The organism is Variovorax sp. GW821-FHT09A10 (genome assembly GCF_059418385.1).
The window spans coordinates 372,719-394,220 of sequence record NZ_JBWKPT010000002.1; the positions used below are offsets into that span (position 1 = coordinate 372,719).

The following is a 21,502-nucleotide window of genomic DNA, read 5'->3' on the forward strand; positions in this document are numbered from 1 at the left end:
AGACAGAAAAGCAAAGAAAGACCATGACCTTCCGCGACCTCGATCTCGTGGTGCGCAACGCCCGCGTTGCCACCGCCAGCGACACCTTCGATTCGGACATCGGCATCGCCGGTGGCCGCATCGTGCAGCTCGGCCTCGGCCTGCCGCCCGGCCGGCAGGAGATCGACGCCGCCGGCCGCTACGTGACGCCGGGCGGCGTCGACGCCCACTGCCACCTCGACCAGCCGATGGAGCCGCCCGTGCGCATGGCCGACGACTTCGGCTCGGGCACCCGCGCCGCGGCCTGCGGCGGCACCACCACCGTGATCCCGTTCGCCGCGCAGCAGAAGGGCCAGTCGCTGCGCGCCGCCGTGCAGGACTACCACCAGCGCGCCGAGGGCCGCGCCCACGTCGACCACGCCTTCCACCTGATCGTGAGCGACCCGACCGAGGAAGTGCTCAAGCACGAGCTGCCGCAGCTCATCGCCGAGGGCTACACCTCGTTCAAGATCTACATGACCTACGACGATCTGAAGCTGGACGACGGCCAGATCCTCGACGTGCTGTCGGTGGCGAGAGAGCAGGGCGCGATGGCCATGATCCATGCCGAGAACGCCGACTGCATCGAGTGGCTGACCAAGCGGCTCGAAGCCAGCGGGCGCACCGCGCCGCGCTTTCATGCGCATTCGCGGCCGATGCTGGTCGAGCGCGAGGCGACGCACCGCGCCATCGCGCTGTCGGAGCTGGTCGACGTGCCGATCATGATCGTGCACGTGTCGGGACGCGAAGCCGTCGAGCAGATCCGCTGGGCGCGCGCGCACGGCCTGAGCGTGTTCGCCGAAACCTGTCCGCAGTACCTGTTTCTGACCGCCGAAGACCTGGGCATCGACGACAGCTACCAGGGCGCACGCTGCGTCTGCAGCCCGCCGCCGCGCAACCGCGAGAACCAGCAGGTGATCTGGAACGGGCTGTCCGACGGGCTGTTCACGATCTTCTCGTCGGACCATGCGCCGTTCCGCTACGACGCGCCCGAGGGCAAGAAGCCCGGCGGCGAAGAGGTGGCCTTCCGCCACATCCCGAACGGCATTCCGGGCATCGAGACGCGGCTGCCGCTGTTGTTCTCGCACGGCGTGCTCGACGGGCGCATCACCATCAACAAGTTCGTCGAGCTGACGTCCACCAACCCCGCCAAGGCCTACGGGCTGCACCCGCGCAAGGGCACGATCGCCGTCGGTGCCGATGCCGACCTCGTGGTCTGGGGCACCACGCCGCGCGCCATCCGCAACGCCGACCTGCACCACGACGTCGACTACACGCCCTACGAGGGCATCGAGGTGAAGGCCTGGCCGGCGCTGACGCTGGCGCGCGGCGAGGTCGTGTGGGACGGCGAACGCTTCCATCCGCGCGCCGGACGCGGAGAATTCCTGCGCCGGGGCGAGCCCACCTTGCTGCCGAGCCGCCGACCCGCCTGAACCTGGAGCCACCGCCATGAACCTGCTGCTCATCAATCCCAACACCTCGCAAAGCGTCTCCGACCTGATCGCGGCCGAGGCCCGGCGCGCAGCCGCGAGCGACACGCACATCGAGGTGCTCACGGCGCCCTTCGGCGTGGCCTACATCGAGACCCGCTTCGAATCGCTGATCGGCGCCTACGCTGCCGCCACGCTCGCGGCCGAGCACCACACGCGGCACGACGCCATCGTGGTCGCGGCCTTCGGCGACCCCGGCATCGACGGCCTGCGCGAGGCGCTCGACATCCCCGTGGTCGGCATGACCGAAGCCGCACTGATGAGCGCGAGCCTGCTGGGCAAGCGCTTCTCGATCGTCGCGATCTCGCGGCGCATCACGGCCTGGTACCGCGAGTGCGTGCAGGCCAACGGTCTCAGCGACCGGCTGGCGAGCATCCGCAGCCTGGACGGTCCACTCAAGGACATCGGCCACGTGCAGGACGACCACGGCCAGCGCCTGGAAGCCCTGTGCATGTCGGCCATCGAGGACGACGGCGCGGACGTGATCATCATTGCCGGCGCGCCGCTGGCGGGCCTGGCGCGCTCCATCAAGGACCGCATTCCGGTGCCGGTGGTCGACGGCGTGTCGAGTGCCGTGTGCCATGCGCAGACGCTCGTGTCGCTGGCACCTGCACCGGCGCGCCTGGGCAGTTTTGCGCCGCCGCCGATCAAGCCGAACCACGGCCTGCCCGAGGCCCTGGCGCGGCTTCTGGCACGCGACGGCGCCCGCGTGCCAGGCTGAGGCGGTGGGCCCCGTGACGCTCTGCAGCCTCGGGGGGGCGTCGATAGAATCGGCGCCGATGCCCACCAAAGCCCCAGCCCGCAAGACCAGCGCGAACGGCGCGACTGGCGCCACCGGCACGACCGGTGCCCCCAACGCCCGCGAACACAGCGTCGATGAAATCGCCGAGAAAATCTCGGCCGCCATCCTGGAACACCGTCTCGCGCCGGGCACGAAGCTGGGCGAAGACCGGCTGGCCACGATCTTCGCGACCAGCCGCGCCAAGGTGCGCGAGGTGCTGGCCCGGCTGGCGCACGAGCAGATCGTCGAGCTCGTGCCGCAGCGCGGCGCTTTTGTCGCCAAGCCCACCATCGAGCAGGCGCAGGACGTGTTCGAGGCGCGCCGCCTCATCGAACCCGGCGTGCTGCGCCGCCTCATCCGCACGCTCGACGACACCAAGAAGCAGCGCCTGCAACGCCACATCGAACTCGAGGCCGATGCCCGCCGACGCGACGACAAGCGCGCCATCGTGCGGCTGTCGGGCGAGTTCCATGTGCTGCTGGCCGAGTTGGCCGGCAACTCGGCGCTGGCGCGCTCGATGCGCGAGCTGTCGGTGCTGACCTGCCTGATCATCTCGCTGTACGACGCCCCCACGGCCACCAGCTGCCGCGCAGACGAGCACGAGGAAATCGTCGCCGCCGTGAACCGCGGCGACGCCGCACGCGCCGAGAAGCTGATGCTGCATCACCTCGACCACATCGAGCAGAGCCTGAAGCTGGACGACAGCGCGGAAGAGGTCGATCTCGAAAGCGTGTTCAGCTGAACCGGAGGAGGTCGGGCAACGGCATGCCCGATGTCCGCAAGGCACAGGCAAACCCATTGCGGGTGCCCAACAAACAAAAAGCCCCAGCAGCTTGGCAGCTACTGGGGCATCGTTTTGGCGGAGCAGGCGGGATTCGAACCCGCGGAGGGCTATTAACCCTCACACGCTTTCCAGGCGTGCGACTTAAACCGCTCATCCACCGCTCCTGAGCCCACGATTGTAGCGCGGGTTTTCAGCCGTTTTCAGGTCGGGCCAGAGCTTTTGCCGGTTTGGATCATGCGCATGGCCGACGAGATCAGCGCGGCCGTCTCGGTCATGTTGCTCGGCACGATGAGCGTGGTCTTCGAATCGGCGGCCACCTTGCCGTAGGCATCGACGGCGCGCTCGGCCACCTTCAGCTGCACGGCCTGTTCGCCGCCCGGCTTCTGGATGGCGGCGGCCACGCGTTCGATGGCGTCCGCCGTGGCGGTGGCCACGGCCGTGATGGCGGCGGCTTCACCCTGCGCATTGTTGATCTGCGCCTGCTTCTCGCCCTCGGAGCGGGCAATGAAGGCTTCGCGTTCGCCAGTGGCGATGTTGATCTGTTCCTGGCGACGGCCTTCCGAGGCGGCGATGAGCGCGCGCTTGCCGCGTTCGGCGGTGATCTGCGCCTGCATGGCCAGCAGAATTTCCTTCGGCGGCGTCAGGTCCTTGATTTCGTAGCGCAGCACCTTCACGCCCCAGTTGAGCGCGGCCTCGTCGATGGCGGCCACCACCTGGGCGTTGATCACGTCGCGCTCCTCGAAGGTCTTGTCGAGCTCGAGCTTGCCGATCACGCTGCGCAGCGAGGTCTGTGCGAGCTGGGTCACGGCCACGATGTAGTTCGACGAGCCGTAGCTGGCGCGCATCGGGTCGGTCACCTGGAAGTACAGGATGCCGTCGACCTGCAGCTGCGTGTTGTCGCGCGTGATGCAGATCTGGCTGGGCACGTCGAGCGGGATTTCCTTCAGGCTGTGCTTGTAGGCCACGCGGTCGATGAACGGGATCAGGAAGTTCGGGCCGGGCGTCATGGTGCCGTGGTACTTGCCCAGGCGCTCGCGCACCCATGCGTTCTGCTGCGGCACGAACTTGACCGACTGGCTGATGAAGATGATCGCGATGACCAGGATGATGAGAGGAACGGAAAATTCCATGGTGTGCTTCCTTTTCGAATGCGTTTTTCTGACGGACGGATTGAACTGCTAGATCTTGTCGACCACGAGGCGACTGCCGATCACCTCGACCACGCGGTGTTCGCCGGTGGAAGGCGCATGGCCCGCACGCAGCACGACGGTCCATTGCGAGCCGCGGTAGCGCACGGTGGCGGTGCCGTCGGGGTTCCAGGCATCGACGAACACGCTCTCGCCGATGTCCAGGTTGAGGTCGCTGGAGGGCGCAGCCGGACGGTTGCGCCGGATCAGGTACCAGGTCACGACTGAGCCCACGCCGACCACGGCGGCCACCAGCAGCTGCGTGACGAGGCCGAAGCCCAGGTGCGCGGCGATGGCGGCGGCGGCGAAGCCGGTGGCCAGCAGCAGCAGGTACACCGTGCCGGACAACAACTCGGCCACGATGGCCGCGCCTGCGATCAACCACCAGAAGGTGGGATTTCCCATGGCAACTCCTCTCTTCTTTTGTTACTTGGACCGTCGCCATTCTGCGGCATGGCGTGCCATGCGCCTGTGTCGCGTAGGGATATGGCGCCCGGTGGGGCTCTTCGCAGTCACGCACCTGCGCGGGCTTGAACCCGGCCGGCGCAATCCGTCATCCGAATTCCGTACACTTCGCGCCTCGCTCATTGCCTGTCTGACTGCCTGTCCGGAGCCCCGCTCATGAAATTCCGCTTTCCCATCGTCATCATCGACGAGGACTTCCGCTCCGAAAACACTTCGGGCCTCGGCATCCGCGCGCTTGCGCAGGCCTTCGAAAGCGAGGGCTTCGAGGTGCTGGGCGTCACGAGCTACGGTGACCTGAGCCAGTTCGCGCAGCAGCAAAGCCGCGCCAGTGCCTTCATCCTGTCGATCGACGACGAAGAGTTCACGGTCGGCCCCGACCTCGACCCGGCCGTGCTGAGCCTGCGCAGCTTCATCGGCGAGGTGCGTCGCAAGAACGCCGACGTGCCGATCTACATCTATGGCGAGACCAAGACCTCGCGCCACATCCCGAACGACATCCTGCGCGAGCTGCACGGCTTCATCCACATGTTCGAGGACACCCCCGAATTCGTGGCGCGCCACATCATTCGCGAGGCCAAGAGCTACCTGGAAGGCGTGCAGCCGCCGTTCTTCAAGGCGCTGATCGACTACGCCGAAGACGGTTCGTACTCGTGGCACTGCCCGGGCCACTCGGGCGGCGTGGCGTTCCTGAAGAGCCCGGTGGGCCAGATGTTCCACCAGTTCTTCGGCGAGAACATGCTGCGCGCCGACGTCTGCAACGCGGTGGAAGAACTGGGCCAGCTGCTCGACCACACCGGCCCGGTGGCGGCCAGCGAGCGCAATGCGGCGCGCATCTTCAATGCCGACCACTGCTTCTTCGTGACCAACGGCACCAGCACCAGCAACAAGATGGTGTGGCACCACACGGTGGCGCCCGACGACGTGGTGGTGGTCGACCGCAACTGCCACAAGTCGATCCTGCACGCGATCATCATGACCGGCGCGATTCCGGTGTTCATGAAGCCCACGCGCAACCACTTCGGCATCATCGGCCCGATTCCGAAGAGCGAGTTCGAGCAGAGCGCCATCAAGGCCAAGATCAAGGCCAACCCGCTGCTCGCCGACGTGGACCCGAACAAGGTCAAGCCGCGCGTGATGACGCTCACGCAGTCGACCTACGACGGCGTGATCTACAACACCGAGACCATCAAGAACATGCTCGACGGCTACGTCGACACGCTGCACTTCGACGAGGCCTGGCTGCCGCACGCCGCCTTCCATCCGTTCTATGGCGCGTACCACGCGATGGGCAAGCGCCGCGTGCGCCCGAAGGAATCGCTGGTGTTCGCCACGCAGTCGACGCACAAGCTGCTGGCCGGCATCAGCCAGGCCAGCCACGTGCTGGTGCAGGACTCGCAGAACCGCGCGCTCGACCGCGACCTCTTCAACGAGGCCTACCTGATGCACTCGTCGACCAGCCCGCAGTACGCGATCATCGCCAGCTGCGACGTGGCCGCCGCCATGATGGAGCCGCCCGGCGGCACCGCGCTGGTGGAAGAAAGCATCCTGGAAGCGCTCGATTTCCGCCGCGCCATGCGCAAGGTCGAGGACGAGTTCGGCAAGGACGAGTGGTGGTTCAAGGTCTGGGGCCCCGAGAAGCTCGTCGACGAAGGCATCGGCCGCGCCGAAGACTGGATCATGCACGGCGAGAAGAACGGCAAGCCCAAGAGCAAGAAGTCGCCGCGCAACTGGCACGGCTTCGGCGAGCTGGCCGACGGCTTCAACATGCTCGACCCGATCAAGTCGACCATCGTCACGCCCGGCCTGGACCTGGAAGGCAACTTTGCCGAGACCGGCATCCCCGCCAGCGTGGTGACCAAGTTCCTGGCCGAGCACGGCGTGATCGTGGAGAAGACGGGCCTGTACAGCTTCTTCATCATGTTCACCATCGGCATCACCAAGGGCCGCTGGAACACGCTGCTCACGGCGCTGCAGCAGTTCAAGGACGACTACGCGCGCAACCAGCCGATGTGGCGCATCCTCCCCGAGTTCTGCCAGCAGCACCCGGGCTACGAGCGCCTGGGCCTGCGCGACCTGTGCCAGCACATCCACCAGCTGTACGCGCGCTACGACGTGGCCCGCCTCACGACCGAGATGTACCTGAGCGACCTGACTCCGGCCATGAAGCCCAGCGACGCCTTCGCCCACATCGCGCACCGCAAGACCGAGCGCGTGGAGATCGACGAGCTCGAAGGCCGCATCACCACGAGCCTGATCACGCCGTACCCGCCGGGCATTCCGCTTTTGATCCCGGGCGAAGTCTTTAACAAGAAGATCGTCGACTACCTGAAGTTCTCGCGCGAGTTCAACCTGCAGTGCCCGGGCTTCGAGACCGACATCCACGGTCTGGTGGCGCGCGTCGACGAGACGGGCAAGAAGCGGTACTACGCGGACTGCGTGCGCAAGGCAAGTTGAGAAAGGGACGTGCCCCGTTGAGGGGCACGGTCTGCGAAGGCGGGGTTAGCCTTCGCGCACGCGCATGAAGCGCGCGAACTTCGGCAGCCCGCTCGGGTGCGTGCCGTTGTAGCGGTAGGTCACCAGGCTGCCGATCGGCGGCGGCTGGTCGCGCTCGGCGTCGGTCAGTCCGGTGCCGAGGCGGAAGCGCTGGCCGTCGGGCATCTCGACCATCAAGGCCCCGAGCCGGCCGTGGTGCTTGCCCTTGCCGGGCAGGTGCGCGACCACGCGGGCCTCGGCGTCGTCAAACGGCTTGACCTTGAGCAGGTCGTTGTTGCGCTCGCCGCGGTACATCGACGCGCCCCGGTGCAGCATCAGGCCTTCGCCGCCCATCTTCACGGTCTTGTCGAGCAGCGCCTGCAGGTCTTCGTGCGTGGTTGCGGGCTGCTGCGGCACGGCCATCACCCAGGGCGCATCGGTGATCGGCAGCAGCTTGCGCAGCGCCGCGAGGCGGGTGTTGAAGTCGCCGCCCTGGGCGGGCAGGTCGAACACCATGAAACGGATCTCGTGCCAGGCGGTGTCGCTGGGCGTCTGGCTGCGCACGGTGGACATCGTGTGGTTGAAGCGACCACGTCCCGCCCACAGTTCGCCGTCGAGCGGCTGCTTGGGCAGCGAGGCGGTGAACCAGATGGGCGCCGCGACGGGCTCGCCGCCGCGGGTCCAGAGCTTCTGGCCGTCCCAGTAGCCGCGCACGCCGTCGAACTTCTCGCTGACCCAGTAGCCCGCGAGCGACATGCCGGGGCGGTACACCTCGGCGAGCATCAGGGCGGGCGCGGCCGCGCGCGCGAACGCGGCGCGGCCCGAAAGAGCTGCGCCCAGTCCCGCAAGCAGGAGGAGGGTGCGTCGGTTCAACACGGTGGCAGGCGCTGGAAGCCGAGAGGGGAAATTACTCCGCCATGCCTCCGACCACGTTGCTGAAGCCGCCGTCCACGTAGGTGATCTCGGCGGTCACGCCGCTGGCGAGGTCGCTCAGCAGGAAGGCGGCCACGTTGCCGACTTCCTCGATGGTCACGTTGCGGCGGATCGGCGAGGCGTCGGCCACGGCCGTGAGGATCTTGCTGAAGCTCTTGATGCCGCTGGCGGCGAGCGTCTTGATGGGGCCGGCGCTGATGCCGTTCACGCGCATGCCCTTCGGGCCGAGCGAGGCGGCGGTGTAGCGCACCGACGCCTCGAGCGAGGCCTTGGCCAGGCCCATGGTGTTGTAGTTGGGCAGCGCGCGCTCGGCGCCCAGGTAGGTCAGCGTGAGCAGAGCCGACTTGTCGTTGAGGTAGGGCAGGGCCGCCTTGGCCATGGCCGGGAAGCTGTAGGCACTGATGTCGTGCGCGATCTTGAAGCCTTCGCGCGAGAGGCCTTCCAGGAAGTCGCCGGCGATCGACTCGCGCGTGGCGAAGCCGATGCTGTGCACGAAGCCGTCGAATTTGGGCCAGGTCTGCGCGAGGTCGGTGAAGAGCTTGTCGATCTGCGCGTCGTCGCCCACGTCGCAGTCGAAAATCAGTTTCGAGCCGAAGTCTGCGGCATATTCGGTGATACGGTCCTTGAATCGCTCGCCGACATAACTGAAGGCGAGTTCCGCGCCCTGGTCGTGACAGGCCTTGGCAATGCCATATGCAATGGAGCGATTGCTCAACACACCGGTGATCAACAGTTTCTTGCCGGAAAGAAAGCCCATGAAGTTGCCTCGTGAAAATCTTGGGCAGAATTCTCGCATGCGAGGTTGGCTGCTCTGGATGTTGGCGCTCCTGGCGCTGCCCTCGTGGGCGGCGCACGGGCTGGGCATGGGTTACGAGCCCAAGTACCCGGCGTCGTTCACGCATTTCGACTACGTGAACCCCCACGCGCCCAAGGGCGGCGACCTGACCCTGTCGGCCGCCGGCAGCTTCGACAAGCTCAACCCCTTCACCTTGCGCGGCGTGCCCCCGGTGGGCATGGGCTACAGCGCCAACGGCTTCGTGTTCTCCGAGTACGGCCTGCTCTTCGACTCGCTGACCACGCCGAGCGAGGACGAGCCTTTCTCGCAGTACGGCCTGCTGGCCGAGGACATCCAGCTCGCGTCCGACCGCTTGAGCGTCACGTTCCGGCTGAACCCCAAGGCGCGGTTTTCCGACGGCTCGCCGGTGCTGGCGAAAGACGTGAAGTACTCCTTCGACACCCTGCGCAGCAAGCTGGCCGGGCCGACCTTCCGCTCGTACTGGGCCGACATCAAGGAGGCCGTGGTGACGGGCGAGCGCACCATCCGCTTCGACTTCGTGCGCCAGAACGCCGAGCTGCACATGATCATCGGCGGGTTGCCGGTGTTCTCCAGCGCCTGGGGCAAGGGCAAGCCCTTCGACCAGATCGTGACCGAGCCGCCGATCGCGAGTGGGCCCTACGTGGTGGACAAGGTCGATTTCGGCAAGTTCATCTCGTACCGCCGGCGCCCGGACTACTGGGCCGCCAACCTGCCGGTGCGCAAGGGAATGTTCAACTACGACACGGTGTCGTACCAGTACTTCAAGGACGCGCTCGGCGAGGAAGAGTCGCTCAAGGCCGGCGCCCTCGACGCGATGGAAGAGCGCTCGATCATCGCGTGGGTGCGCCGCTACAAGGGCCGCCGCTTCGACTCCGGCGAGCTGGTCAAGGAAGAGATCGCGCACCGCCGCTTCACCGGCATGCAGGGCCTGGCGCCCAACCTGCGGCAGCCGCGCTTCGCCGACATGCGCGTGCGCAGGGCGCTGGCGCTGGCCTTCGACTTCGACTGGCTCAACGCCCACCTGTTCTATGGCCGCCGCGGGCGCACCCAGAGCTACTTCCAGAACAGCGACGACCTCATGGCCCAGCCCGAGGTCAGCCCCGAGGAGCAGGCGCTGATCGACAAGCTCAAGACCCGGCAGCGCTACCTCGACAACACCAAGGGTGAGCTGCCGCGCCCCGACAGCAGCGGCGACACCGCCGAAGGCCTGCGGCGCAACCTCGTGAAGGCGCAGGAACTGCTGAAGGAAGCCGGCTGGACCTACCGCGACGGTGCGTTGCGCGACAAGGCCGGCACGCCGTTCGTGATCACCATCGACATCGCCGACCGCAGCTCGGGCGTGGTGCTCGCGCCGTATGCGCGCAACCTCGGCAAGCTGGGCATCCGGCTCGACTACCGTTTGCGCGACCCGAGCCTGCTGAAGAAGAAGCTGGACGACTTCGATTTCGACATGGCCATCAGCCTCGTGGGTGGCTCGTCGAGCCCGGGCAACGAGCTGTACGACGACTTCAGCTCGAAATCGGCGAGCGAGAAGGGCAGCCAGAACCTGAGCGGCATCAGCGACCCGGTGGTCGACGAGATCGTCGAGGTGATCGTCAACAGCCACGACCGCGCCTCGCTCGCCGCAGCCGCGCGGCTGCTGGACCGCTACTTGCTCCACCAGCACTACATGACCCCGATGTACTACGGCAAGCAGTATTTCATTGCCCACAAGCGAAAGCTGCGTCGACCGGACGCGCCCTTGCCGCAGCGCCTGCTGGCGGGGTCCGCGATGCTGACGATGTGGTGGATCGACCCGAGCGTCAAGTAGAAGAACACGCATGGCCGCCTACCTGATCCGACGCCTCCTGCTGATCATTCCCACGCTGTTCGGCGTGCTGCTGCTCAATTTCGCCATCGTGCAGTTCGTGCCCGGCGGTCCGGCCGAGCAGCTGCTCTCGCAACTCACCAACAAAGAGAACCGAATCTCGGGCGGTCCCACCGGCCGCACGCTCGACGCCAAGCAGGTGGCCGAGATCAAGGCACTCTACGGTTTCGACAAACCGGCCCCCGAGCGCTTCTGGCAGATGCTCAAGCAGTTCGCGCGTTTCGACCTGGGCAAGAGCTTCTTCCAGAGCAAGGACGTGTGGCAGCTCATCAAGGAGAAGCTGCCGGTGTCGATCAGCCTGGGGCTGTGGACCTTCTTCATCAGCTACCTCATCGCGGTGCCGCTGGGCGTGGCCAAGGCGGTGCGCGCGGGCTCGCGCTTCGACTTTTTCACGACGCTGCTCGTGCTCGTCGGCTACGCCATCCCGGGTTTCGTGCTGGGTGTGGCGCTGCTGGTGATCTTCGGCGGCCAACTGCAGTGGTTCCCGCTGCGCGGGCTGACCTCGCCGAACTGGGAGTCGCTGAGCTGGGGCGCGCGCATCGTCGACTACCTGTGGCACATCACCTTGCCGGTGACGGCCATGGTGCTGGGCAGCTTCGCGATCACCGCGATGCTCACCAAGAACTCCTTCCTGGAGGAAATCCGCAAGCAGTACGTGCTGACGGCGCGGGCCAAGGGGCTGGCCGAGCGGCAGGTGCTGTGGAAGCACGTGTTCCGCAATGCGCTGATCCCGATCATCACGGGCTTTCCGACGGCCTTCATCGGCGCCTTCTTCTCGGGCGCGCTGCTGATCGAGACGCTGTTCTCGCTCGACGGCATGGGCCTGCTGAGCTACGAAAGCGTGCTGCGGCGCGACTACCCGGTGTTCCTGGGCACGCTCTATCTGTTCACGCTGATCGGGCTGGTGACCAAGCTCATCTCCGATCTTTGCTACGTCTGGGTCGATCCGAGGGTGAAGTTTGACTGAAGCCGCCGCCGTGTCCGTGAGCCCCGGGCGCCGTGCCTGGCGCCGTTTCCGCCGCAACCCGCTGGGGTTCTGGAGCCTGGTCGTCTTCTCGACGCTGGTGGTGCTGAGCCTGTTCGCCGACGTGCTCTCCACCGACAAGCCGTTGGTGGTGCGCTACGAGGGCCAGACCTACTTCCCCGTGCTGCGCGACTATTCCGAGAAGACCTTCGGCGGCGATTTCGAAACGCCCGCCGACTACCTCGATCCCTTCATCGAGCAGCGCATCACCCAGGGCGACAACTGGGCGGTGTATGCGCCCAACCGCTACGGCCCGGCCACGCTCAACTATTTCTCGAAACCGCCGAACCCCGCCGCGCCCTCGCAGGCGAACCTGCTGGGTACCGACGAACGCGGGCGCGACCTGCTGGCCCAGCTGATCTACGGCTTTCGCGTGAGCGTGCTGTTCGCGCTGGCGCTCACGGTGGTCGGCGTGGTGCTGGGCATCGCGACCGGCGCCGTGCAGGGCTTCTTCGGCGGCAAGATCGACCTGACCTTCCAGCGCCTGATCGAGATCTGGAGCGCGATGCCCGAGCTGTACCTGCTGATCATCTTCAGCGCGATCTTCACGCCGAGCGTGTCGCTGCTCTTGATCCTGCTGAGCCTGTTCGGCTGGATGGGCCTGTCGGACTACGTGCGCGCCGAGTTCCTGCGCAACCGCCAGATGGACTACGTGCGCGCCGCGCGCGCGCTCGGCGTGGGCAACCTGCAGATCATGTGGCGCCACATCCTGCCCAACAGCATGGTGCCGGTCGTCACCTTTTTGCCGTTCCGCATGAGCGCGGCCATCCTGGCGCTGACCTCGCTCGACTTCCTCGGGCTGGGCGTTCCGCCCGGCACGCCGTCGCTCGGCGAACTGCTGAGCCAGGGCAAGGGGAACATCGATGCGTGGTGGATTTCGCTGTCCACCTTCTGTGTGCTGGTCGTCACGCTGATGCTGCTGACCTTCATGGGCGACGCGCTGCGCGATGCGCTCGACCCCCGCAAGGCCGACAAATGACGACGATGCGCGACACCAAGAACCAACCCCTGCTCGATGTAAAGGGGCTGAGTGTCTCGTTCAGCGGCAAGCCGGTGGTGCACGGCATCGACCTGCAGATCGCGGCGGGCGAAAAGCTCGCGCTGGTCGGCGAGTCGGGCTCGGGCAAGACCGTCACGGCGCTCTCGCTGCTGCGGCTGGTGCAGAACGCCGACCTTGGCGGGGTGGCGACCCTGTCGGGGTCGCAGGCGCAGCGCGGTGCGCGCGACCTGCTGTCGATTCCGGAGCGCGAACTGCGCGGCATCCGTGGCAAGGAGATCGCGATGATCTTCCAGGAGCCGATGACCGCGCTCAATGCGCTGTACACCGTGGGCGACCAGATCGCCGAGGTGCTCGAGCTGCACGAAGGGCTGTCGGCCCGCGCCGCGCAAGAGGCGGCCGTGCAGCTGCTCGCCGACACCGGCATTCCCGAACCGGCGCGGCGGGCGAGGTCGTATCCGCACCAGCTGTCGGGCGGGCAGCGTCAGCGCGCCATGATCGCGATGGCGCTGGCCTGCAAGCCGCGCCTGCTGCTGGCCGACGAACCGACCACGGCGCTCGACGTCACGGTGCGCGCGCAGATCCTCGAACTGCTGGCCGAGCTGCAGCGCAAGTACGGCATGGCCGTGCTGCTCATCACCCACGACCTGAACCTGGTGCGCCGCTTCGCCGACCGCGTGGCGGTGATGGAGCGCGGCCACATCGTCGAGCACGGCCCGGTGGGCACGGTGTTCGAGGCGCCGCAGCATGCCTACACCCGCAAGCTGATCGACAGCCATCCGGCGCGCGACGTGGCCGAAGCCGCCGCCGATGGCGCGGCGCCGCCGGTGCTCGAAGCCCGCGCGCTGCGCGTGAGCTATCCGGTGTCGCGCCCTGGCTTCGCGGGCTGGTTCCGCAAGGGCGAGTTCGTCGCCGTGCAGGGCGCCGATTTCCGGATCGCGCCGGGCGAAACGCTGGGCGTGGTCGGCGAATCGGGCTCGGGCAAGTCGACGCTGGCACTGGCCGCGCTCGGCCTGCTCAAGCACCGGGGCGAACTGCAGGTGACGGGGAAGGGCTGGGCGGTCGACCGCGCCTCCGACCTGGCGCTGCGCCGCACGATGCAGGTCGTGTTCCAGGACCCGTTCTCGTCGCTCTCGCCACGCATGACCGTGGAGCAGATCGTGGGCGAGGGGCTGCGCGTGCACGCGCCCGAGCTCGACACCGCTGCCCGTCGGGTGCGCGCGCTCGCGGCGCTGGCGGACGTGGGGCTGAGCGAGGCGCAGTTTCCGGCGCTGCTCGACCGCTATCCGCACGAGTTCTCGGGTGGGCAGCGCCAGCGGCTGGCGATCGCCCGGGCGCTGATCGTCGATCCGCGGCTGCTGGTGCTCGACGAGCCCACCAGCGCGCTCGACGTGACCATCCAGAAGCAGGTGCTCGGCCTGCTGCAGCGGCTGCAGCGCGAACGGGGGCTGAGCTACCTCCTGATCACGCACGACGTCGAGGTGATCCGCGCCATGGCGCACCAGGTCATCGTGATGAAGGACGGCGCGATCCTTGAATCCGGGCCGGCCCTGCGCGTTCTTGACGCTCCCGAGCACCCCTACACACAGAAGCTGGTGGCGGCGGCGCTGCTGGAATAGAACACGGAGATTGCAAGCAATGTCGGGAATCGGACACGACCGGCGCGGCGCCTGGCGCGCGGCGCTGGCCTGCATGGTCACGCTGGCGGTGGCCATGGGGCTGGGGCGCTTCGCCTTCACGCCCATGCTGCCCATCATGCTGAGCGAGGGAAAGCTCGAGTTGGCCGGTGGAGGGCTGCTGGCGTCTCTTAATTACCTGGGCTATTTCTTCGGCGCGGTGAGCTGCGCGGCAATCGGCATCAAGGCATCGAGCATGGTGCGCGGTGGCCTGCTGGCCACGGCGGCGCTGCTGGTCGGCATGGGACTGCTGCACAGCTTCATCGGGTGGGGCGTGCTGCGCGCGGCGGCCGGGGTGATGAGTGCCTGGGTTTTCGTGTTTGCCTCGGGCTGGGGGCTGCGCCGCCTGGCCGAGACGAATTCGCCCACGCTGGCTGGCGTGATCTACACCGGGCCGGGCATCGGGATCGCCATGACCGGGCTGCTGGGCGGTGCGCTGGGTCGCTGGGGTTCGGAGGCGGGCTGGATCGGCCTCGGATTGCTGGCCGTGGTGCTGATCGCCGTGATCTGGCGGGTGTTCGACGACGGCGAACGGGTAGGGGCGGTGGCGGGCGGGGCGGCTGCCAGCCCGGCCGCGACCGCTGGCGCCACCGGATCGGCCTCGGCGCGCAGTGACGCGATCTGGCTGGTCGCACTCTATGGGCTGGCCGGCTTTGGTTACATCATTACGGCCACATTCCTGCCCGTGATCGCCCGGCAGGCGCTGCCGGGTTCGCCCTGGCCGGATTTCTTCTGGCCACTGTTTGGTGCGGCCATCATTCCGGGCGCATTGATCGGCGCCCGCGCCCCGGTGCATTGGGACAACCGGCTGCTGCTGGCCGCCGCCTATGCATTGCAGGCCCTCGGCGTCGTGTTTTCGGTGGCCTGGCCGACGATTGCCGGTTTTGCATTGGGCAGCCTGCTGCTCGGCATGCCTTTCACCGCCATCACGCTTTTCGCCATGCGGGAAGCGCGCCGGCTGCGCGGCAATGCGGCGGCCGGGCTGATCGGCTATGCCACGGCGTCCTACGGGGTGGGGCAGATCATCGGACCGTTGTTTGCGGCGCCACTGGCCCAGCGCACCGGCTCTTTCGAGCTGCCTTTGCTGGTGGCCGCGGCCGCATTGGCTTTGGGCGCGGTGCTGTTTGCCGTGGTTTGGTCGAAATACAGGCGCCCGCTGGCCGCTTGAATACCGATGTCCTTCATTTATGCACGCGAATAGCATATAATTCGAGGCTCACGACCAAACGGGCGGGTACCAACCGCCCGTTTTTTTTGGTCTATGCATTCTCAAGCAGCAATTATTTGGCGTCGTGGCATCCGTGGTGGGCGGGTGCTGCGGCTTGGGCATTGATTCAGAAGGCGCTTTCAAACACGTGGCATTGCAGCAAACAGTAGAACAAACCGTGGCCGGTCTCGGCTACGACCTGGTCGAGGTCGAGCGCTCGGCCGGTGGATTGCTGCGCGTGACGATTGATTTGCCCTGGACGCCCCCCACCTCTGAAGATGTGGCGGCCGGCGTGCCCGAACCCTTCGTGACGGTGGAAGACTGCGAGAAGGTCACGCGCCAGCTGCAATTCGCGCTGGAAGTCGATGCGGTCGATTACAAGCGGCTCGAGGTCTCCTCGCCCGGTATCGACCGTCCGCTGCGCAATGAACAGGATTTCGGGCGATTCGTGGGCGCGGTGATCGATATCACCCTCAAGGCACCCATGGGCGCTGCGGCGGCGGGCCAGGTGTCGGCCACCCGCAAGAAGTTTCGCGGCACGCTGGAGCGTGCGGAGAGCGGTTCGGGTTGGCAGATCGTCTGGAGCGACGAGCCCAAGGCCAAGCCCGGTCAAAAAGTGAGCAAGAAGCGCGCGCCTGCACCGTTGCATGCGCTGGGCTTCGCATTGGACGAGCTGCGCGATGCGCGGCTCGCGCCGATTGTGGATTTCAAGGGCCGCAAGGCCAAAACCCAACCGGGTTTTTCGGATATTGACGACGGAACGAACGTTTCGGACTGAACAAGAGGAGTGGTGGCATGAATCGCGAAATGTTGATGTTGGTGGATGCGATCTCGCGCGAGAAGAACGTCGAACGCGACGTGGTCTTCGGCGCGGTCGAATCCGCACTGGCGCAAGCCACCAAGAAGCTCCATCAGGGTGACGTGGATATCCGCGTGGCGGTCGATCGCGACAGCGGCGACTACGAAACTTTCCGCCGTTGGCACGTCGTTCCCGATGAAGCCGGCCTGCAGCTGCCCGACCAGGAAATCCTCCTGTTCGAGGCCAAGGAAGAAATGTCGGACATCGAAGTCGGCGAGTACATCGAGGAAGCGGTGGACTCGGTGCCGATCGGCCGCATCGGCGCCATGGCTGCCAAGCAGGTGATCCTGCAGAAGATCCGCGACGCCGAGCGCGAGATGCTGCTCAACGACTTCATGTCGCGCGGCGACAAGATCTTCGTGGGCACCGTCAAGCGCCTGGACAAGGGCGACATCATCGTGGAAGCCGGGCGTGTCGAAGGCCGCCTGCGCCGCAGCGAGATGATCGCCAAGGAAAACCTGCGCAACGGCGACCGCGTGCGGGCCATGATCATGGAGGTCGACCTGACGCTGCGCGGCGCGCCGATCATCCTGTCGCGCTCGGCCCCCGAGTTCATGATCGAGCTCTTCCGCCAGGAAGTGCCCGAGATCGAACAGGGCCTGCTCGAAATCAAGAGCTGCGCCCGCGACCCCGGTTCGCGCGCCAAGATCGCCGTGCTCTCGCACGACAAGCGTGTCGACCCGATCGGCACCTGCGTCGGCGTGCGCGGCACCCGCGTCAACGCCGTGACGAACGAACTCGCCGGCGAGCGCGTGGACATCGTGCTGTGGAGTGAAGACCCGGCCCAGTTCGTGATCGGCGCCCTGGCGCCGGCCAACGTCTCGTCGATCGTGGTCGATGAAGAAAAGCACGCCATGGACGTGGTGGTCGACGAGGAAAACCTCGCGATCGCCATCGGCCGCGGCGGCCAGAACGTGCGTCTGGCTTCCGACCTCACCGGTTGGAAGATCAACATCATGGACGCCAACGAGTCGGCCCAGAAACAGGCCGTCGAAACCGATACCAGCCGCAAGCTTTTCATGGAAAAGCTCGATGTCGACGAGGAAATCGCCGACATCCTGATTTCGGAAGGGTTCAACAGCCTCGAGGAGGTGGCCTATGTGCCGATCTCCGAGATGCTTGAGATCGAGGCCTTCGACGAAGACACCATCAATGAGCTGCGCGCCCGTGCAAAGGATGCGTTGCTCACCATGGAAATCGCCAAGGAAGAAGGCGTCGAAACCGTTTCGCAGAACCTGCGCGACCTCGAAGGCCTCAACCCCGACCTGATTCCCCAGTTGGCCGAAGCGGGTGTGAACACCCGTGACGACCTGGCCGACCTCGCGGTCGATGAACTCACCGAAATCACCGGCCTGAGCGCCGATGACGCCAAAGCCCTCATCTTGAAAGCCCGCGAACATTGGTTCGCCGGCCAAGAGTGACGGTATGGAGGCACGAAAGCAATATGTCCAGTACCACTGTCGCCGAGTTCGCGAACGAGCTCAAGAAGACTCCCGAAACCTTGCTTGACCAGCTCAAGAGCGCAGGCGTGCCCAAAGCGGCCGCCACCGATGCACTCACGGAGGCCGACAAGCAGCGCTTGCTCGGTTTCCTGAAGGCCAGCCACGGCACGGCCGAGCCCGAGCGCAAGAAGATCACGCTGACCAAGAAGTCGACCAGCGAGATCAAGCAGGCCGACGCCACCGGCCGCGCCCGCACCATCCAGGTCGAAGTGCGCAAGAAGCGCACCTTCATCCAGCGCGATGAAGGCCATCCGGCGACCGCCGAAGGCTCGCAGCAGCAGGCGGCCGAGACGTCCGCCGCGCCGAGCGCACCTCAGATCGACGAAGCCGAACTGGCCCGTCGCGAGGAAGACGCACGCCGTCAGGCCGAGCTGATCCGCCGCCAGGAAGAAGAGCTGGCCGAGAAGCGTCGCCAGCGCGAAGAAACCGAAGCCCGCGAACGCGAGCAGGCCGAGAAGGCCGAGCGCGCCGAACAGGCCGAGCAGGAAGCTGCGCGCATCGCCGCCGAGAAGAAGGCCGCTGAAGCCGCCGCCGCTTCGGCCAAGGAAGCCGCGAAGCAGCCGGTGGCTGCTCCGGCCGCACCGGCCGCTGTGGCTGCCGCCGCTGCCGCTGCAGAAACCGCTGCCGTTGCCGAAAAGCAGGCTGCCGACACCAAGCTGGCCGCACAGAACGCTGCCACGCAAGCCAAGGAAGACGCCAAGGCCAAGGCCGCCGCCGAATCGAAGGCCCGTGCCGACGAAGAAGCCGCCCGCGCCAAGGATCTCGACGAGCGTCGCCGCAAGGCACTCGCCGAAGCCGAGGCCATCCGTGCCATGATGAATGCACCGGCCCGCGTGCTGGTGCCGCACAAGGCGCCCGAGAAGCCGCAGCCTGAAAAGTCGGCGGTCAAGGGCACGCTGCACAAGCCGGCCACGCCGCCCGCACGTCCTGGCGCGCCTGCCGCGGCGGGTGCTGCGGCAGCACCTGGCGCAGCGGGTGCCGGCAAGGAAGTCAAGTCCGCCAAGCTCTCGTCGAGCTGGGCTGGCGATCCTGCCAAGAAGAAGGAAATCAAGACCCGCGGCGATGCCAGCGGCGGTGTCGGTCGCGGCAACTGGCGTGGAGGCCCGCGTGGCCGTCGCGGCAACGACCGTGGCGGTCATGACGAGCAACACGCACCGGCCGCACCGGTCGAGGCGCGCATTCTGGAAGTGCACGTGCCCGAGACCATCACGGTCGCCGAGCTCGCGCACAAGATGGCCGTGAAGGCGCAGGAAGTCATCAAGCAGCTGATGAAGCTGGGCATGATGGCGACCATCAACCAGTCGCTCGACCAGGACACCGCGATGATCATCGTGGAGGAAATGGGCCACAACGCGGTGGTTGCCGCGCTGGACGACCCGGAAGCCTTCACCGACGAGGACGTGTCGGCGCAACAGGCGGAAGCCCTGCCGCGCGCACCGGTCGTGACCGTCATGGGTCACGTCGACCACGGCAAGACCTCGCTGCTGGACTACATCCGCCGCGCCAAGGTCGCTGCGGGCGAAGCCGGCGGCATCACGCAGCACATCGGTGCGTACCACGTCGAAACCGAACGCGGCATGGTGTCGTTCCTCGACACCCCGGGTCACGAGGCGTTCACCGCCATGCGTGCCCGCGGTGCACAGGCCACCGACATCGTGATCCTGGTGGTGGCGGCCGACGACGGCGTCATGCCCCAGACCAAGGAAGCCATCAAGCACGCGAAGGCGGCGGGTGTGCCGATCGTGGTTGCCATCAACAAGGTGGACAAGCCCGACGCCAACCTGGACCGCGTGAAGCAGGAACTGGTGGCCGAAGAGGTCGTGCCTGAAGAGTACGGCGGCGACGTGCCGTTCGTGCCGGTGTCGGCCAAGACCGGCCAGGGCATCGACGATCTGCTCGAACAGGTGCTGCTGCAAGCCGAAGTGCTGGAACTCAAGGCGCCGGTGGATGCCGCCGCCAAGGGCCTGGTCATCGAAGCGCAGCTCGACAAGGGCCGCGGCCCGGTCGCCACGGTGCTGGTGCAGTCCGGCACGCTCAAGACCGGCGACGTGGTGCTGGCGGGTTCGACCTATGGCCGCGTGCGCGCCATGCTGGACGAAGACGGCAAGGCCACCAAGTCGGCAGGTCCGTCGATCCCGGTCGAAATCCAGGGTCTGACCGAAGTGCCGCAGGCGGGCGACGAGTTCATGGTGATGGCCGACGAGCGCCGTGCGCGCGAAATCGCGACCTACCGTGCGGGCAAGTTCCGCAACACCAAGCTGGCGAAGGCGCAAGCCGCGAACCTGCAGAACATGTTCACCGACCTGTCGGCGGGCGAAGTGCAGACGCTGCGCATCATCATCAAGGCCGACGTGCAAGGCTCGCAGGAAGCACTGGCCCAGTCGCTGCTCAAGCTGGCGACCGAAGAAGTCAAGGTGCAGATCGTGTACGCCGGCGTCGGCGGCATCAGCGAAAGCGACATCAACCTCGCGATCGCGTCGAAGGCAGTGGTCATCGGCTTCAACGTGCGGGCCGATGCCGGTGCGCGCAAGCTGGCCGAAGGCAATGGCGTGCAGCTGAACTACTACAGCATCATTTACGACGCTGTGGACGAGATCAAGGTTGCGATGTCGGGCATGCTGGCACCGGAGCGCCGCGAAGAGATCATCGGCTCGGCCGAGATCCGCACGGTGTTCGTGGCCTCGAAGATCGGCACCGTGGCCGGCTCGTACGTCACATCGGGCTCGGTCAACCGCAGCGCGCATTTCCGCCTGCTGCGCGACAACGTGGTGATCTACACCGGCGAAGTCGACTCGATCAAGCGCATGAAGGACGATGTCCGCGAAGTTCGCGAAGGTTTTGAGTGCGGTATCAAGCTCAAGAACTACAACGACATCAAGGAAGGCGATCAGCTCGAATTCTTCGAAATCAAGGAGATCGCGCGTACGTTGTGACGCGCGCCGCGATATCGAGCTCATTGCCGCGTTGCCGCCGTCTTGCCGTACTGAAGTACTGTCTGCGACGGCGCGCCTTGCACTGAGCCCGATCTCGCGACGCTAGTGATTGATCAAATGCCCAAAAGAAAAGCTGCCGCACCCAACCGCGCCTTCAAGGTTGCCGACCAGATCCAGCGCGATCTGACGGAGCTGATCGCGCGCGAGTTGAAGGACCCGCGCGTGGGCATGGTCACGATCCAGGCGGTCGAGGTCACGCCCGACTATGCGCACGCGAAGATCTTCTTCAGCCTGCTCACAGGCGACGTGGCCGAGACCACCGAAGCGCTGAACCAGGCCGCAGGCTTCCTGCGCAACGGCCTGTTCAAGCGCCTGCACATCCACACCGTGCCGACGCTGCACTTCCTGTTCGATCGCACCACCGAGCGTGCGGCCGACATGAATGCGCTCATCGCACAGGCCGTTGCTTCGCGCTCGAAAGACGACTAGC

The 21,502-nt window shown here is 66.4% G+C and carries 17 protein-coding genes and 1 tRNA gene; 13 read left to right on the forward strand and 5 right to left on the reverse strand.

Annotation, left to right across the window (positions count from 1 at the left end):
• Positions 1–23 precede the first annotated feature (23 nt).
• Genes hydA through AC07Q9_RS08530 form a run of 3 tightly spaced genes read left to right on the forward strand, consistent with a single transcriptional unit; the run spans position 24 to position 3,031 of the window.
• Positions 24–1,451, forward strand: coding sequence for a dihydropyrimidinase (gene hydA / locus AC07Q9_RS08520; RefSeq protein WP_307588420.1), 1,428 nt, complete (start codon positions 24–26; stop codon positions 1,449–1,451).
• Between the two features lie 16 nt (positions 1,452–1,467).
• A complete protein-coding gene (locus tag AC07Q9_RS08525) occupies positions 1,468–2,229 on the forward strand; it encodes an aspartate/glutamate racemase family protein (protein ID WP_495308738.1) in 762 nt (253 codons plus the stop codon).
• A 58-nt stretch (positions 2,230–2,287) separates the two neighbouring features.
• Positions 2,288–3,031, forward strand: coding sequence for a GntR family transcriptional regulator (locus AC07Q9_RS08530; protein ID WP_495300183.1), 744 nt, complete (start codon positions 2,288–2,290; stop codon positions 3,029–3,031).
• A gap of 115 nt (positions 3,032–3,146) precedes the next feature.
• Here the strand turns inward: AC07Q9_RS08530 and AC07Q9_RS08535 are convergent.
• The 3 genes from AC07Q9_RS08535 to AC07Q9_RS08545 all read right to left on the reverse strand — a co-directional run bounded on the left by AC07Q9_RS08535 (position 3,147) and on the right by AC07Q9_RS08545 (position 4,665).
• Positions 3,147–3,237 (reverse strand) — tRNA-Ser (locus tag AC07Q9_RS08535).
• Between the two features lie 36 nt (positions 3,238–3,273).
• Positions 3,274–4,203 (reverse strand): SPFH domain-containing protein, encoded by a 930-nt coding sequence (locus AC07Q9_RS08540; protein WP_099789315.1) that lies wholly within the window; start codon positions 4,201–4,203, stop codon positions 3,274–3,276.
• 48 nt (positions 4,204–4,251) lie between these two features.
• Positions 4,252–4,665, reverse strand: a complete 414-nt coding sequence (locus tag AC07Q9_RS08545) for an NfeD family protein (RefSeq protein WP_489056678.1) — start codon at positions 4,663–4,665, stop codon at positions 4,252–4,254.
• Between the two features lie 216 nt (positions 4,666–4,881).
• Between AC07Q9_RS08545 and AC07Q9_RS08550 the strand changes: the two genes are divergently transcribed.
• Complete coding sequence (locus tag AC07Q9_RS08550) at positions 4,882–7,179, forward strand: Orn/Lys/Arg family decarboxylase (protein WP_495308740.1); 2,298 nt, start codon at positions 4,882–4,884, stop codon at positions 7,177–7,179.
• A gap of 45 nt (positions 7,180–7,224) precedes the next feature.
• On the opposite strand, the gene AC07Q9_RS08555 is transcribed toward AC07Q9_RS08550, so the two are convergent.
• Entirely contained in the window at positions 7,225–8,073 is an 849-nt protein-coding gene (locus tag AC07Q9_RS08555) for a DNA ligase (RefSeq protein WP_495308741.1), read from the reverse strand.
• A gap of 31 nt (positions 8,074–8,104) precedes the next feature.
• Complete coding sequence (gene fabI / locus AC07Q9_RS08560) at positions 8,105–8,887, reverse strand: enoyl-ACP reductase FabI (protein WP_095745393.1); 783 nt, start codon at positions 8,885–8,887, stop codon at positions 8,105–8,107.
• A gap of 37 nt (positions 8,888–8,924) precedes the next feature.
• On the opposite strand from fabI, the gene AC07Q9_RS08565 reads away from it, so the two are divergent.
• From AC07Q9_RS08565 to rbfA, 9 genes are all read left to right on the forward strand, one after another.
• Positions 8,925–10,757, forward strand: a complete 1,833-nt coding sequence (locus tag AC07Q9_RS08565) for an extracellular solute-binding protein (RefSeq protein ID WP_489056682.1) — start codon at positions 8,925–8,927, stop codon at positions 10,755–10,757.
• 10 nt (positions 10,758–10,767) lie between these two features.
• The gene (locus AC07Q9_RS08570; protein WP_099789303.1) at positions 10,768–11,781 is read left to right on the forward strand and encodes a microcin C ABC transporter permease YejB; all 1,014 of its coding nucleotides are present in this window, start codon (positions 10,768–10,770) and stop codon (positions 11,779–11,781) included.
• A complete protein-coding gene (locus AC07Q9_RS08575) occupies positions 11,774–12,817 on the forward strand; it encodes an ABC transporter permease (RefSeq protein WP_489056683.1) in 1,044 nt (347 codons plus the stop codon). Before AC07Q9_RS08570 ends, AC07Q9_RS08575 begins: the two co-directional genes overlap by 8 nt.
• A 5-nt stretch (positions 12,818–12,822) precedes the next feature.
• The gene (locus tag AC07Q9_RS08580; RefSeq protein WP_489057645.1) at positions 12,823–14,454 is read left to right on the forward strand and encodes an ABC transporter ATP-binding protein; all 1,632 of its coding nucleotides are present in this window, start codon (positions 12,823–12,825) and stop codon (positions 14,452–14,454) included.
• Between the two features lie 19 nt (positions 14,455–14,473).
• Positions 14,474–15,679 carry a YbfB/YjiJ family MFS transporter gene (locus AC07Q9_RS08585; RefSeq protein WP_495308745.1) on the forward strand — a complete coding sequence of 402 codons (1,206 nt, stop codon included), beginning with the start codon at positions 14,474–14,476 and terminating at the stop codon, positions 15,677–15,679.
• Positions 15,680–15,866: 187 nt separating this feature from the next.
• On the forward strand, positions 15,867–16,496 hold the full coding sequence (gene rimP / locus AC07Q9_RS08590; protein ID WP_495300156.1) for a ribosome maturation factor RimP: 630 nt from the start codon (positions 15,867–15,869) through the stop codon (positions 16,494–16,496).
• A gap of 17 nt (positions 16,497–16,513) precedes the next feature.
• Positions 16,514–17,998 (forward strand): transcription termination factor NusA, encoded by a 1,485-nt coding sequence (nusA, locus tag AC07Q9_RS08595; protein WP_487846889.1) that lies wholly within the window; start codon positions 16,514–16,516, stop codon positions 17,996–17,998.
• Positions 17,999–18,021: 23 nt separating this feature from the next.
• Complete coding sequence (gene infB, locus AC07Q9_RS08600; RefSeq protein ID WP_489056686.1) at positions 18,022–21,012, forward strand: translation initiation factor IF-2; 2,991 nt, start codon at positions 18,022–18,024, stop codon at positions 21,010–21,012.
• Between the two features lie 117 nt (positions 21,013–21,129).
• Positions 21,130–21,501, forward strand: a complete 372-nt coding sequence (gene rbfA / locus AC07Q9_RS08605; protein WP_062479819.1) for a 30S ribosome-binding factor RbfA — start codon at positions 21,130–21,132, stop codon at positions 21,499–21,501.
• Position 21,502: the final 1 nt, after the last annotated feature.

Excerpts from the sequence above, each read along its gene's own strand:
- hydA (WP_307588420.1), top strand. The coding sequence starts at position 24 with ATGACCTTCCGCGACCTCGATCTCGTGGTGCGCAACGCCCGCGTTGCC.
- AC07Q9_RS08525 (WP_495308738.1), top strand. The coding sequence starts at position 1,468 with ATGAACCTGCTGCTCATCAATCCCAACACCTCGCAAAGCGTCTCCGAC.
- AC07Q9_RS08530 (WP_495300183.1), top strand. The coding sequence starts at position 2,288 with ATGCCCACCAAAGCCCCAGCCCGCAAGACCAGCGCGAACGGCGCGACT.
- AC07Q9_RS08540 (WP_099789315.1), bottom strand. The coding sequence starts at position 4,203 with ATGGAATTTTCCGTTCCTCTCATCATCCTGGTCATCGCGATCATCTTC.
- AC07Q9_RS08545 (WP_489056678.1), bottom strand. The coding sequence starts at position 4,665 with ATGGGAAATCCCACCTTCTGGTGGTTGATCGCAGGCGCGGCCATCGTG.
- AC07Q9_RS08550 (WP_495308740.1), top strand. The coding sequence starts at position 4,882 with ATGAAATTCCGCTTTCCCATCGTCATCATCGACGAGGACTTCCGCTCC.
- fabI (WP_095745393.1), bottom strand. The coding sequence starts at position 8,887 with ATGGGCTTTCTTTCCGGCAAGAAACTGTTGATCACCGGTGTGTTGAGC.
- AC07Q9_RS08565 (WP_489056682.1), top strand. The coding sequence starts at position 8,925 with ATGCGAGGTTGGCTGCTCTGGATGTTGGCGCTCCTGGCGCTGCCCTCG.
- AC07Q9_RS08570 (WP_099789303.1), top strand. The coding sequence starts at position 10,768 with ATGGCCGCCTACCTGATCCGACGCCTCCTGCTGATCATTCCCACGCTG.
- AC07Q9_RS08580 (WP_489057645.1), top strand. The coding sequence starts at position 12,823 with ATGCGCGACACCAAGAACCAACCCCTGCTCGATGTAAAGGGGCTGAGT.
- AC07Q9_RS08585 (WP_495308745.1), top strand. The coding sequence starts at position 14,474 with ATGTCGGGAATCGGACACGACCGGCGCGGCGCCTGGCGCGCGGCGCTG.
- nusA (WP_487846889.1), top strand. The coding sequence starts at position 16,514 with ATGAATCGCGAAATGTTGATGTTGGTGGATGCGATCTCGCGCGAGAAG.
- infB (WP_489056686.1), top strand. The coding sequence starts at position 18,022 with ATGTCCAGTACCACTGTCGCCGAGTTCGCGAACGAGCTCAAGAAGACT.
- rbfA (WP_062479819.1), top strand. The coding sequence starts at position 21,130 with ATGCCCAAAAGAAAAGCTGCCGCACCCAACCGCGCCTTCAAGGTTGCC.